Here is a 12,308-nt window from a genome sequence, read left to right as displayed (position 1 = left end):
AGCCTGTTCTCGTCAAGCCTGGAAAATCTGCCGGCGCGCGGCCGTGGCCTCGAACTGCTCCAGCCGCCGCTGCACCGGCTCGGGGTCGGCGTCGCACATCGCCTGCAGCAGCACCATGGCCATCGCCATCGGCCCCGTGTGCAGGTCGAACACCAGCCGCGTGCCGACCGCGGCGGGCAGCACGACATCGGCGTGCTCGGCGACCGGCGACACCGCCGAGTCGGTGATCGCGACCACCGCGTACCCCATGTCCCTGGCCTCCCGGACCGCCTCGAGCGACTCCCGCGGATAGCGCGGCAGCACCAGCGCCAGCATGGCACCGGCGCCCGCGGCCCGGGCGTGATCGAGCCGGTCCACCAGCGAGGTCCCACCGGCGTCGAGCACCCGCACATCCGGGTGGACCTTGCTCGCGAAGTATCCGAAATACCCGGCCAGCGGCGCCGCCGACCGCAACCCGAGCACCGGCAGCGGCCGGCTCGCCACCAGCAGGTCGGCCCCCCGGCGTACGTCGTCGAGCCGCTCGAGCTGCTGGCAGAGCCGCCCGAGGTGCTCCGTCTCGGCCGCCACCGCCGCCTGCATGGCGTTGTGCTCGCGGCCGCCGTCCCCGCCGGGACCGTCGGTCAGCTCCCGCAGCACCCGCCGCAGGGCCGGGTAACCCTCGTGCCCGAGCGCGATGGCGAAGCGGGTCACCGAGGGCTGACTGACCCCGGCGAGGTCGGCCACCTCGGCCGCGGAGAGGTAGGCGACCTTGCCCGCGTGCTCCACGAGGCAGTGCGCGATCCGCCGCTGGGTCGGCGTCAGCCGCGCCCCCGCGAACAGGTCGAGCACCCGCTCACCCGCCCTGACCCCTCCGTCATTCACCCGCGCAGCTTATGCATGAAATCTTTCAGAGCGCTAGGGGCGTGGTCCGTCCGGGGTCAGGCCGAGGCGGCCGGGCGGGCCGGCTGGAACAGCTCGATCAGGTTGCCGGCCGGGTCGGCCAGCAGGATCTGCCGCCCGCCGGGCCCGGCGACCACCTCGCTGCGGAACGGCAGGCCGGCGCCCCGGAGCCGGTCGATCTCGGCGTCCAGGTCGTCGACGACGAGGTGGATGCGGTTGCGGCCCGGGACGGTGGCGTCGTCCGGGGTGGCCCGGGCGCCGGAGCTGGCCGGCCCGGACAGGAGCAGCCGCAGAGAGCCGCGGACCACGTCGGCGAAGGCCGCCCCGGCGTCGGCGTTGAGGCGGAAGCCCAGATGGGCGGTGTAGAAGTCGACGGCGGCCGGGACATCGTCGACGAGGTAGCGGACGCTGACGTACTGGTCGGTCGTGCTCATGACGGAGCCTCCTCGGGCTCGGTGGACGCAAGGACGGGCAGCAGGTGCCGGACGCGGGTGTCGATGTCGGCCGCGATCCGGACGAAGGCCGGGTAGGAGTCCTGGTCGCCGGTCGTGGCCGGGTCGGGGACGCTCCAGTGCAGCCGGCCGGCCCGGTCGCCGAAGTCGGGGCAGACCTCCCGGGCCTTGTCGCACAGGGTGATCACGTAGTCGAACCGGTGCCCGGCCAAGGTGTCGAGATGCCGGGGTTGCTGCCCCTCGATGTCGACGCCGAAACGGTCCCGCAATGCGCGTACGGCCTGGGGATGGATCTGCGGTTTGGGACGGCTGCCGGCGCTGACGACCCGCACGTGGCCGTCGGTGTGCCGGCGGAGTTGAGCCTCGGCGATCGGCGAACGGGCGCTGTTGCCGGTGCACACGAAAAGCACCGTGCGCCGCGCCCGGGCCGGCGGAACTGGAGTGGTGTTGTCCAGGCGCAGGGCCGGGTGCAGGGCGCTCCCGGTGTCGGCCAGCGCGTGGGCGCACCGGTCGAGATCCAGGTGGTAATAGCTGTCCCGGCCGTCGAAGCTGCTGCGGCGGGCGGTGACCAGGCCGCCGTCGCGGAGCAGGCGCAAGTGGTACGAGATCAGGTTCTGGGGCTGGTCCAGCCGCGTGACCAGCTCGCGGACCCGCAGGTCGCTGTGGGCCAGCTCGGCCATCAGCAGCCAGCGCAGCGGGTGTCCCGCCAGCCGGACGAACGGCGGCGCGGTTTGACTCGGCGTCCCCATGCCCTGAAGATACATCAAAACAGCTTGATCGATCGTGGTGAGGCACCGCATCGGTCTTCTCCGGACCGGCAGGCAGGGGGCACGCCGCAGTGGCAGGCGACGATCACGGAGACAGCGCAGCGGCCGGGGACGACCGGCCGCCGGTCGGCCGGGTGGGCTTGACGACGATCGCCCGCGAGTGGGGCCGGATCGGTTGCATCGGCTTCGGCGGCCCACCGACGCACATCGCGTTGCTGCGCCAGCTGTGTGTGGAGCGCCGCCGGTGGATCTCCGCCGGTGAGTTCGAGGACGGCATCGCGGTCACCAACCTGCTGCCCGGCCCGGCGTCGACCCAGCTGGCGATCTTCACGGCGTGGCGGCTGCGCGGCACCCCCGGCGCCCTGGTCGGCGGCTTCTTCTTCATCGTGCCCGGGCTGGTGCTGATCCTCGCCCTGGCCGCGCTGTTCCTCTCCGGGAACCCGCCGCGCTGGGTGCAGGGCATCGCCGCCGGAGCCGGAGCGGCTGTCGCAGCCGTCGCGGTGCAGGCCGCATGGGCTCTGGTCCCGGCGAGCTGGAAACGGGCCGGGCCGGAGCGCGCGGCGCGGGCCCGATGGCTGGGCTACGGACTCGCCGGTGCGGTGGCGGCCGCGGTGACCGGCCCGTGGCTGGTGCTGGTGCTGGTCGCCGCCGGCATCGTGGAGGCCCTCGTACGCGGCCACCTCCGCGCCCGGCCGGGCCGCCCGGTGCTGTCCTGGCCGGTGCTGGCGCTGGCGCCGCCCGCGGTCGGGGGTCTGTCGGCGCTGGCCTGGGTCGCGTTGAAGGTCGGCGCCCTGTCCTACGGCGGCGGCTTCGTGATCATCCCGTTGATGCAGGCCGACGCGGTGGACAACTACCACTGGATGACCGCCGGGCAATTCCTCAACGCGGTCGCGCTCGGCCAGATCACCCCCGGCCCGGTCGTGCAGACCGTCGCAGTGGTCGGCTACGCCGCCGCGGGGCTGGGCGGCGGCCTGCTCGCGGCCGTGGTCGCCTTCGCCCCGTCGTTCGTGTTCGTGATTCTCGGCGGCCCCCGGTTCGACCGGCTGCGAGCCAACCGGACGGTGCAGGCCTTCTTCAACGGCGCCGGCCCCGCCGTGATCGGCGCCATCGCCGGCTCGGCCATCCCGCTCGCCCTCTCCCTGCAGCACCTGTGGCAATGGGGTGTGCTCGCCGCGGCGGGGTTGTGGCTCCTGGCCGCCCACCGCGGGGTCGTCAGCGCGTTGCTCGGCGCGGGCGCGATCGGCGTGATCGCCGCCCTGGTGGGCTGGCCGGTCGCCTGACCCGCCGGGCGATGGCCGAGGCGCTGCCCGCGTCGCTTCGACCGCGCCGTGTTGGGGGATGGCCGTGCCGGGCGGCCCGCGTCAGTCGGGCATCGAAGCTCGGCGGGTCGGCTGTTGCTGCCCGGGCCGCTTCACCGATCAGTCATAACTGATCGTCGGGGGAGAGGCGCACCCGCCGCAGGAGCTGGGCGTTCAGGGCGACCACGATCGTGGACGCGCTCATCATGATGGCGCCGACGGCCGGGCTCAGCGTGAAGCCGGTCCAGGCCAGCACGCCGGCGGCCAGCGGGATGGCGATGACGTTGTAGCCGGCCGCCCAGGCCAGGTTCTGGATCATCTTGCGGTAGGACGCCCGGGACAGCTTGATCACGCTGATCACGGCCCTCGGGTCGGACGAGGCGAGCACCACGCCGGCCGACTCGATCGCCACGTCGGTGCCGGCGCCGATGGCCAGGCCCACGTCGGCGCGGGCCAGGGCGGGCGCGTCGTTGACGCCGTCGCCGACCATCGCCACGGTCAGGCCGCGCCGTTGCAGGTCGGCCACCGCCTTGTCCTTGTCGGCCGGCAGCACCTCGGCGAAGACCTCGTCGAGGCCCAGATCGGCGGCCACGGCCTCGGCCACCGGACGGGCGTCGCCGGTGATCATCACCAGCTTCCCGATGCCCTGCGCGCGCAGCTGCCGGATCGCCTCGCGTGCCTCGGGACGGATCTCGTCCTCGAGCGCGAACGCCCCGATCACCTGCGGCTCGTCGTCGAGCCGCACGAGATGCAGCACAGCGGCGCCCCGGCGGGACCATTCCTCGGCCGGAGCGACCAGATCGGCCGGGATGTCCACGGCCGACCCGCGATCGTCCAGCCCGGCCGAAGCCCGCGCGGTCGTGGTGGTCTCGGTCGAAGCCAGCGTGGTAGCGGGTGCGCCGGCGGAGGCGTGCAGCTCACGGAGCAGGGCCGGGCCGCCGACGGCGTACGTCTGCCCGCCGATCACGGCCTGGACCCCTCGGCCGGTCAGGGAACGGAAGTCGGTCGCGGTGGCCGTCAGCCGTCGCTCCCGGGCCACCGTCACGAGCGCCTTGGCCAGCGGGTGCTCGCTGTCGCTCTCGACGGCGGCCGCGATCCGCAACACCTCGTCGTCGGTGTGACCCGCAGTGGCGGCGACGCCGGTCACCGTGTGTGCGCCCTTGGTCAGCGTGCCGGTCTTGTCGAAGAGAATCGCGTTCACCGTACGCATCCGCTCGAGCGCCAACCGGTCCTTGACCAGGATGCCGGCCCGGGCCGACAGCGCCGTGGACAGCGCGATCACCAGCGGGATGGCCAGCCCGAGCGCGTGCGGGCAGGCGATCACCAGCACGGTCACGGTGCGGACGACGGACTGGTCGACGTCGCCGATCGCCCACCACGTCACGAACGTGATCACGCCCGCCGCCGCGGCCACGTAGAACAGCCAGGCGGCGAACCGGTCGGCCAGGACCTGCGCGCGTCCGCCGGCGGCCTGCGCCTGCGCGACCAGGCGGCCGATGCCGGCCAGGGCGGTGTTCTCGCCCACGGCGTCGACGTCGATTCGTACGGCCGAATCCGTGGCCACCGTGCCCGCCACCACGCGGTCTCCCGGCGTACGGGAAACCGGTCGGGACTCTCCGGTGATCATCGACTCGTCCATCTCGGCCGCGCCCTCGACGATGCGGCCGTCGGCCGGCACCCGGCCGCCGGAGCGCACGAGCACGCGATCGCCGATTTTCAGATCCGAGACCGGTACGTCGGTGGTCGTGCCGTCGGCCTTCAGGAGCGTGGCCCGGTCGGGCAGCAGGGCGGCCAGCGCGGACAGCGCGCCCTGGGCCTGGCCGATCGCCTTCATCTCCTGCCAGTGACCCAGCAGCATGATCGTGACCAGCGCGGCCAGCTCCCACCAGAAGTCCAGCTCGAAGAGGCCGAGGCTGGTGGCCAGCGAGGCGGCGTACGCGACGGTGATGGCCATCGCGATCAGCAGCATCATGCCCGGCGCGCGGGTGCGGATCTCGCCGACCGCGCCGCTGAGGAACGGCCGGCCGCCGTAGAGGAAGACGAAGGTGCCCAGGACCGGGCCGACCCAGCCGATGCCGGGGAAGTCCAGCGAGTAGCCGAACCACTCCATCACCATCTCGCTCGTCGCCACGATCGGGACGGTCAGGGCGAGGCTCAGCCAGAACTTGCGCCGGAACACCTCGGGGTCGTGACCGGCGTGGTCGCCGTGTGCGTGGCCGGCATGGTCGCCATGTGCGTGGTCGGCATGCGCAGGATCGCCGTGCGCGTGGTGCTGGTCGACCGGTGCGTGCTGATGGGTCTCGGTCATCACTTCCACCTCCACTCCGGAACTCTATACCCCCTGGGGGTATCAGTCACGGGCGTGACGACGGAGATGGGATGGCGTAGACCACTTTTTGCGCGAGTGGACGACCCGCTGCATCGACACCGCCGTGGCAGTGGCCGAGACGGCGACCCGACCGGCGCGGCCGCCTTCGCATCGCGGCCGGTACGCCAGTGCCGACGGGGTTCGGATGCCTGCTCGGCCGGGGCGTGCAAGGCTTCGGGGATGCGGATCACGGCCCTCTACTCGTACCCGGTCAAGGGTTGTCATCGCCTTGAGCACGACGCCGCCGAGGTCGAGCCGTGGGGCCTGGCCGGCGACCGCCGGTGGCTGATGGTCGATCCGGACGGCGTCGGGATCACTCAGCGGGAAACACCGCTTCTGACTCAGCTCACCGTCGCCCCGCGCCCAGGCGGTCTCGAGCTCGGCGCCCCGGGGCTCCCGCCGCTGTCGGTCGACGAGCCGGTCGACGGTCCCGAGACGTACGTCGAGGTGTTCCGGGGTCAGGAGCCGGTGCCCGCCCGCGTGGCCGAGCAGGAGTGGAGCAGTCGCTTCCTCGGTCAGGAGGCCCGGCTCGTGTGGCAGGCCGACCCCACCGGCCGCCGGGTGGAGACCGACGCGCTCCCCGGCGATCGGGTGAGCTTCGCCGACGGTTATCCCGTTCTGCTGGCCAACGAGGCGTCGCTCGGGGCGCTCAACGACTGGCTCGTCGAGGCGGGGGACGATCCGGTGCCGATGACCCGGTTCCGGCCCAACCTGGTGACCGGCGGGGCCGAGCCGTGGATCGAGGACGTCTGGCTCGGGCAGCGGCTGCGCATCGGCGAGGTGACCTTCCGGGCGGCCAAGGAGTGCTCCCGGTGCCTGGTCACCACGATCGACCAGGAGACCGGTGAGAAGGGGCGGCAGCCCCTCCGCATGCTCGGCCTGCGGCGGCGCTTTGATACCGGATTACTCTTCGCCATTAATCTTATTCCAGATATGTCAGGAATCGTCCGGGTCGGTGACCCGGTCGGGGTCGGGTGAACGGCCGAGGCGCCGACGCGAGCGGGTGAAGACCACCACCCGAGTCTTAGGAGCGTCTTAGGAAAGTTGCCGCACCGTCACGACCAGCGCAGGATCCCACACCGTGACCGCATCTCGCCTGTTCTCGCCCCGCTGGCTCGCCCTCGGCGGCGCCGGTGTCCTCGCCGCCGTCCTCGGAGTGGCGCTCGTGCTGCAGAACAGCGGCTCCGCCTGCGCCGCGCCACCGTCCACGACGGCCGCGAAGGGCAAGGCGACCTACTTCTCCCTCGACGGCACGCTCGGCAACTGCTCGTTCCCGAACGCGCCCGCCGACGACCTCTTCGTGGCGCTCGGTCAGAAGAACCAGTACTCCGAGGGCGCGGCCTGCGGCACCTACATCGATGTCACCGGGCCCAAGGGCAAGGTGCGCGTCAAGGTCATCGACTCCTGTCCGGAGTGCCCGGCCGGTCACCTCGATCTGAGCCTCACGGCGTTCAAGAAGATCGGCAAGCAGTCCGACGGCATCATCCCGATCACCTATCGGACGGTTCCCGGCGCGGCGGTTCCCGGGCCTCTCTCCGTACGGGTGAAGGAAGGCTCGTCGCAGTACTGGCTCAGCGTGCTGATCGACAACCACTCCAACCGGCTCACCTCGGTGCAGGTCGCCGGCAAGAGTGGCAGCTTCCGCAGCGCGTCTCGCGAGGACTTCAACTACTGGACCATCCCGAGCGGCGTGGGCAGCGGCCCCTTCAAGATCAAAGTCACTGATGTGTACGGGAACGCGGTGACGGTCGGCAACATCAAGCTCGCCGTCGGGAAGACCCAGAAGACCACCGCCAGGCTGGCCGGCAGCGTCAAGGCCCAGCCCGAGAAGGCCAAGGCGACCAAGAAGGCCACCACCAAGGCCAAGGCCACGCCGAAGTCCGCCAAGACTTCCGCGACGCCCAGGCCCACCACTTCCACGTCGCCGGTCGCGGCCGTGCCGTCGCCCGAGTCGACCGCTTTGGCGGCGCCGACCGCCACCCAGCCCACCCAGCCCGCTCAGTTGGACGCAAACCTGGCCGCCGACGCGCCTCGCTGTTCCTGACAGTCGCCCTTCCGCGGGGTCAGGGTTGGAGGAGCCGCCGTTGCCGGCTGGGTGGTAAGCCGCGCCGCCGCGGTTGGGGTCGGTAGGCAGCGCCGCCGCCGGTCGGGGTCGGAGGCTGCAGCGCCGCCGGTCGGGGGTCGCAGGCTGCAGCGCCGCCGGTCAGGGCCGGAGGCTCAGCCAGAGGTGGATCTCGTCGCGGTCGTCGCCCGGGGTGACCCGAAGCGCGCCGGGCAGCCGTCCGACCTCGCGGTAGCCCAGCCCCTCGTAGAACTTCTCGACACCGGCCCCGGCCCGCACGGTGACCTGAACGGCCTCCAGGCCCAGCCCGCGGACGACCCGTTCGGCCTCCCGCATCAGCTCCGCGCCGTATCCGCGGCCCTGGCGCCCGGGGGCCACCATGACACGCTTCAGCACCCGCCAATGCTCCTTGAGCGCGAAACGGTTGCTGACCACGAAGAGCAATGCCACGAGTTCGCCGTCGTCGACCCCGATCAACAGGTGGTCGAAGCCGGCCCCGACCGACGCGAACGCGGCCTCGGCCACCGGCACGACATCGGCGGCGGTCACCGGCGCGACAAAGCCGACCGCCCCGCCGGCGTTGGTCACCTCGACCCACAGCGCGACGATGTCGGTCCGGAGGTCGTCGGTGAGCGGCGGATCCACCACAAAATGCAATGCCATGCCGCCATCATCGACGTCGAGTGCGGAAGGGGGGACTTGAACCCCCACGCCCTTTCGGGCACGGGCACCTAAAACCCGCGCGGCTGCCGATTACGCCACTCCCGCCCGTTTTCGCCCCGGAGGGCGAGCACGTTGCAGAGATTCTAGACGCTTCCCGCCGAACACACGGCACGGCGGCCGCCTCGCGGATCATGCCGCGTGACAGCCGCCGTGGTCTGAGGAGACCGTTTCGGGGTCTTGCCGTAGAGATCGGCCGGTACGGAGCCGACTGTAGTGTCAGTCGATGCCGAGATCACGCCGCAGCTTGGCGACGTGGCCGGTGGCCTTGACGTTGTAGAGGGCCCGCTCGATCATGCCGTTCTCGTCGATCACGAACGTCGACCGGATGACACCCATGACCTTCTTGCCGTAGTTGTTCTTCTCGCCGAAGGCCCCGTACGCCTGGAGCACGCTCTTGTCCTCGTCGCTGACCAGCGGGAACGTGATGGCGTCGCGCTCGCGGAACTTGGCCAGCTTGGCCGGGGCGTCGGGCGAGATGCCGACGACCTCGTAACCCGCGGCCTGCAGCGACCCCAGCGAGTCGCGGAAGTCGCAGGTCTCCGTGGTGCAGCCGGGGGTCATCGCCGCCGGGTACGCGTACAGGACGACCTTGCGCCCGCGCAGATCCTTGAGAGTGAGCCGGTCGCCGTTGTCGGTCGGCAGGCTGAATTCGGGCGCGGTGTCGCCGGCGGAAAGTCGAACGGACTCAGTCATGCCGACGACGATAGACCGCCCGGCCGCAAGACCGGCGAAAGGCATGTCGGGTAGCACGTCGGCCGCTCAGTCAGGCGTTTTCCACACTCGTGTCTCGTCCACAGGGCCGCGGCCGGGCCGACCTCAGCGTCCCGCAATCTCCGGAAGAATGGCGAACGGGGGCATCCCCCTGGGAGGGCGGGCTCGGTTCGGTTCCGCGCGGCTGGGTGAGCGGTCTCGGGCCGTGAGCGGGAACGTGTTCAGACGGGTGCGGCGGCGGGCTGGGGAGCCGGCCGGGCCGCGCGCATGCGGAGCACGCCGGTCAGCGCCAGCCCCGCGCCCAGCCCGGCGGCCAGCGCGACCGCCAGCCGCGGCCCCCACCCCGGCCCGGCCGCGCCCACCACGGCCGCGCCGAAGACCGAGGCCTCGTTGAAGCCGGCGAACAGCGCCACCACTGCGCCGGCGAGGGCCAGGAAGAACGGTGGGTGCCGGTAGGCCGCCGCGACACCCAGCAGCCCGGCCAGGACGAGCACCGGCGGTGGGGTGCCGCCGTCGAGCACCCGGCTCACCGCGTACGCCAGAGGAGCCAGACCGGCGACCAGCGCGACCGGCCGCACGGCGCGCGGCCACCGCTGAGCCGCAGCCGCCGTGGCCAGGCCCGCGAGGACGACGCCGGCCCACCAGAGCCAGGCCCGCGGCGGGGGAACCCAGTCGAGCGTGCCGCGGACCTCGAAGACGGTCGTCCGGGCCCGCAGCGGCACCACCCAGTCGCGCAGGCGGTGGCTGCGGGACGGGTCGGCGACCGCCTGCGGCGGCAGGTCGGCGCTCAGCCAATGCGTGCGCTGGTCGTGCCAGCGCACGCGGGCCGCGTCCGAGATCTTGCGCCACGCGGGGGGTGCGGTGGGGTCGGCGCTCGCCGGCACCGGTGTGTCTCCGGCGAGTGTCTGGTTGAGGTACGCCGCCGGGGAGTTCACGTTCTGCCAGGTGCCGTCGGGGCGCACGTCGAGATACGGCTCGCCGGAGTAGCCGAGGACCTCGATGGGGCGGCCGGAGTCGTTGGTCAGCTCGAGCTCCGCCCCGGCCTGCACGGGACGGACCGAGACGCCCGGCGCGCTGGTCGTGGTCACCGAGGTCCGGTACGCCGTGGAGTCCGGCGCGTCCCCGGTGTGCGCGAACGCGGGCGTCGCCGGTGCGAGCACAGCACCGGCGAACGCCACGGTCAGCGCGAACCGTCTCACCCCGCGGCCGCCGTGACCGCCTGGGTCAGGATCTCGGTGGTCGGCAGCGACTCGTTCGGCCCGGTCACCTGCTTGCCGTTGACGACGATCGTCGGCGTGCCGTTGTAGCCGCGCGACGCGAACGTCTCGGTCGCCTTCGTGGCCCACGAGTCGTACGTCTTGTCGTTGACCGCCTGGGCGAACGTGTCGCCGAGCCCGACCGACTTGCCCAGCTCGATCAGCTTGGCGTTGTCGAGGCCGCTGCTGCCCTCCTCGGGCTGGTTGTCGAAGAGCACCTTGTGGTACTCGACGAACTTGCCGTCGACGGCGGCGGCGGCCGCGGCCCCGGCCGACCGGGTCGAGTACTCGGTGCCGTTCGAGGCTCGGTCCAGGATGGAGACGGGGTGGTAGCGGACCGTCACCTTCTTGTCGGTGACCATCTGCGCGATCGCCGGCCCGGTCTGCTGCTCGAACTCGTGGCAGATCGGGCACATGAAGTCTTCGTAGATGTCGACCGTGACCGGCCCGGACCCGACCGCGAACGCCGTGCCGTCGTCCACCGCCACGCTCGGCGTGCTGGCCTGAGCTGTGCCCGAGTCCTGGTTGGCCAGCACGCGCCAGCCGACCAGACCGGCGATCAGCAGCACCGCGACGACACCCACGGACGTCCAGATCGTCACCCGGCGGCGGCGCTCGGCCGCCTTCTGCTGTTCGACGATCCGCTTGGCCGCCGTGCGGTCGCGCCCCCGATTGCCCTTGCTCATCTCTCTCCCAACAACAGTCCGTCGAGCGAGAACTTCGTCCGCGGCTTCCACAGCAGAATTCCGGCCAGTGCGAGGAATCCCACGTCACGCAGGATGTCCAGGCCGTACTGCGCGGTCCGCCCGCCGGTCAGTTCCCCGCCCTTGCTGAAACAGCCGCAGTCGATCTGCAGCCCGCGCGCCCACGCCGAGACGATGCCGGCGATGAAGATCACCAGCACCACCGCGGCGATGGCCGCGCTGAGCCGAGTCGCTATGCCGATCAGCAACAGCAGGCCCAGCGCGATCTCCAGGAACGGCTGTACGGCCCCGATCACCTTGGCGGTGTCGTAGGACATCAGGTCGTACGCGTTCACCGCGCGCGCCGAGGCGGCCAGGTCGGTCACCTTGAGCCCGCCGGCGATCAGGAAGACCGCCGCCAGGCCGAGACGCGCGAGGGTGGAGATCCACGGCCAGGCCGCTGTCAGCCGCGAAGGCCGCTGCTTCAAGTCCATGGTCACGCCCGATTAGTCGCTGCAACTGTCCCGCCGGTTCCCCTTATTGTGCTGGGGTTCCGCTGGGAAAAAGCTGATTAGACCGCTCTGGCCTGGGAGACGGCGGTCACGAGCTCGTCGCGGGCGCGGGCGACCCGGGAGCGGATCGTGCCGACCGGGACGTCCTCGATCTCGGCGGCCTCGGCGTACGACAGGCCCAGCACCTGGGTGAGCACGAACGCCGTACGCCTCTCCTCGCCGAGCCGGCCGAGCAGATCGGCCGTGGCCAGCCGGTGGATCGGGTCGGGCGAGGGCGACGCCGTCCAGGTCTCGGCGGCGAGGCGGGCGTCCAGGCGCCGGCGGCGGATCACCGTGCGCAGGTGATCGGCGCAGGTGCGGCGGGCGATGCCGAGCAGCCAGGTGCGCGCGGACGAGCGGGCCTCGAAGGCGGCCAGAGCCTTGAACGCGCGGAGGAACGTGTCCTGCGTGAGGTCATCGGCCGCGCCGGGGTCGACGAGCGCCGCCGTGAACCGCCAGACCTCGGCCTGAGTGGCGCGCACGAACGCCGCCAGAGCGGCCTCGTCACCGTCGCGGGCGGCGAGGGCGAGCGAGGTGGTTTCGTCCACGCCATCCATG

The 12,308-nt window shown here is 71.9% G+C and carries 13 protein-coding genes and 1 tRNA gene; 3 read left to right on the top strand and 11 right to left on the bottom strand.

Translation table 11 applies throughout. The features are described from left to right. Positions 1–12: 12 nt before the first annotated feature. Genes HJC40_RS11765 through HJC40_RS11755 form a run of 3 tightly spaced genes read right to left on the bottom strand, consistent with a single transcriptional unit; the run spans position 13 to position 2,080 of the window. Positions 13–861: a MurR/RpiR family transcriptional regulator gene (locus HJC40_RS11765; RefSeq protein ID WP_250000922.1), complete on the bottom strand. Its 849-nt coding sequence runs from the start codon at positions 859–861 to the stop codon at positions 13–15. 56 nt (positions 862–917) lie between these two features. Continuing rightward, positions 918–1,313, bottom strand: coding sequence for a VOC family protein (locus HJC40_RS11760; protein ID WP_250000921.1), 396 nt, complete (start codon positions 1,311–1,313; stop codon positions 918–920). Beyond that, entirely contained in the window at positions 1,310–2,080 is a 771-nt protein-coding gene (locus HJC40_RS11755) for an ArsR family transcriptional regulator (protein WP_250000920.1), read from the bottom strand. The genes HJC40_RS11760 and HJC40_RS11755 overlap by 4 nt, the downstream gene beginning before the upstream one ends. 89 nt (positions 2,081–2,169) lie before the next feature. Here HJC40_RS11755 and chrA point away from each other — a divergent pair, with 89 nt between their 5' ends. Further along, entirely contained in the window at positions 2,170–3,378 is a 1,209-nt protein-coding gene (gene chrA, locus HJC40_RS11750; protein ID WP_250000919.1) for a chromate efflux transporter, read from the top strand. 142 nt (positions 3,379–3,520) lie between these two features. Here chrA and HJC40_RS11745 read toward each other — a convergent pair whose 3' ends face one another. After that, entirely contained in the window at positions 3,521–5,704 is a 2,184-nt protein-coding gene (locus tag HJC40_RS11745; protein ID WP_250000918.1) for a heavy metal translocating P-type ATPase, read from the bottom strand. A 240-nt stretch (positions 5,705–5,944) separates the two neighbouring features. On the opposite strand from HJC40_RS11745, the gene HJC40_RS11740 reads away from it, so the two are divergent. Next, complete coding sequence (locus HJC40_RS11740) at positions 5,945–6,742, top strand: MOSC domain-containing protein (protein ID WP_250000917.1); 798 nt, start codon at positions 5,945–5,947, stop codon at positions 6,740–6,742. Between the two features lie 103 nt (positions 6,743–6,845). Beyond that, positions 6,846–7,808, top strand: coding sequence for an expansin EXLX1 family cellulose-binding protein (locus HJC40_RS11735; protein WP_250000916.1), 963 nt, complete (start codon positions 6,846–6,848; stop codon positions 7,806–7,808). 159 nt (positions 7,809–7,967) lie between these two features. Here HJC40_RS11735 and HJC40_RS11730 read toward each other — a convergent pair whose 3' ends face one another. From HJC40_RS11730 to HJC40_RS11700, 7 genes are all read right to left on the bottom strand, one after another. Beyond that, on the bottom strand, positions 7,968–8,489 hold the full coding sequence (locus HJC40_RS11730) for a GNAT family N-acetyltransferase (protein WP_250000915.1): 522 nt from the start codon (positions 8,487–8,489) through the stop codon (positions 7,968–7,970). Between the two features lie 21 nt (positions 8,490–8,510). Next, positions 8,511–8,594 (bottom strand) — tRNA-Leu (locus tag HJC40_RS11725). Positions 8,595–8,765: 171 nt separating this feature from the next. Continuing rightward, on the bottom strand, positions 8,766–9,242 hold the full coding sequence (gene bcp / locus HJC40_RS11720) for a thioredoxin-dependent thiol peroxidase (RefSeq protein WP_250000914.1): 477 nt from the start codon (positions 9,240–9,242) through the stop codon (positions 8,766–8,768). A 239-nt stretch (positions 9,243–9,481) separates the two neighbouring features. Beyond that, positions 9,482–10,459 (bottom strand): hypothetical protein, encoded by a 978-nt coding sequence (locus HJC40_RS11715; RefSeq protein WP_250000913.1) that lies wholly within the window; start codon positions 10,457–10,459, stop codon positions 9,482–9,484. Next, a complete protein-coding gene (locus HJC40_RS11710) occupies positions 10,456–11,202 on the bottom strand; it encodes a thioredoxin domain-containing protein (RefSeq protein ID WP_250000912.1) in 747 nt (248 codons plus the stop codon). The genes HJC40_RS11715 and HJC40_RS11710 overlap by 4 nt, the downstream gene beginning before the upstream one ends. Continuing rightward, on the bottom strand, positions 11,199–11,693 hold the full coding sequence (locus HJC40_RS11705) for a MauE/DoxX family redox-associated membrane protein (RefSeq protein WP_250001552.1): 495 nt from the start codon (positions 11,691–11,693) through the stop codon (positions 11,199–11,201). The genes HJC40_RS11710 and HJC40_RS11705 overlap by 4 nt, the downstream gene beginning before the upstream one ends. 77 nt (positions 11,694–11,770) lie before the next feature. Further along, positions 11,771–12,307 carry a sigma-70 family RNA polymerase sigma factor gene (locus tag HJC40_RS11700; protein ID WP_250000911.1) on the bottom strand — a complete coding sequence of 179 codons (537 nt, stop codon included), beginning with the start codon at positions 12,305–12,307 and terminating at the stop codon, positions 11,771–11,773. Position 12,308 lies beyond the last annotated feature (1 nt).

This window comes from Actinoplanes sp. M2I2 (genome assembly GCF_023544445.1).
Classification (GTDB): domain Bacteria; phylum Actinomycetota; class Actinomycetes; order Mycobacteriales; family Micromonosporaceae; genus Actinoplanes.
This window is presented reverse-complemented; position numbering and strand designations above follow the sequence as displayed.

Excerpts from the sequence above, each read along its gene's own strand:
- HJC40_RS11730 (WP_250000915.1), bottom strand. The coding sequence starts at position 8,489 with ATGGCATTGCATTTTGTGGTGGATCCGCCGCTCACCGACGACCTCCGG.
- HJC40_RS11760 (WP_250000921.1), bottom strand. The coding sequence starts at position 1,313 with ATGAGCACGACCGACCAGTACGTCAGCGTCCGCTACCTCGTCGACGAT.
- HJC40_RS11740 (WP_250000917.1), top strand. The coding sequence starts at position 5,945 with ATGCGGATCACGGCCCTCTACTCGTACCCGGTCAAGGGTTGTCATCGC.
- HJC40_RS11745 (WP_250000918.1), bottom strand. The coding sequence starts at position 5,704 with ATGACCGAGACCCATCAGCACGCACCGGTCGACCAGCACCACGCGCAC.
- HJC40_RS11705 (WP_250001552.1), bottom strand. The coding sequence starts at position 11,693 with ATGGACTTGAAGCAGCGGCCTTCGCGGCTGACAGCGGCCTGGCCGTGG.
- HJC40_RS11755 (WP_250000920.1), bottom strand. The coding sequence starts at position 2,080 with ATGGGGACGCCGAGTCAAACCGCGCCGCCGTTCGTCCGGCTGGCGGGA.
- HJC40_RS11710 (WP_250000912.1), bottom strand. The coding sequence starts at position 11,202 with ATGAGCAAGGGCAATCGGGGGCGCGACCGCACGGCGGCCAAGCGGATC.
- bcp (WP_250000914.1), bottom strand. The coding sequence starts at position 9,242 with ATGACTGAGTCCGTTCGACTTTCCGCCGGCGACACCGCGCCCGAATTC.
- HJC40_RS11700 (WP_250000911.1), bottom strand. The coding sequence starts at position 12,307 with ATGGATGGCGTGGACGAAACCACCTCGCTCGCCCTCGCCGCCCGCGAC.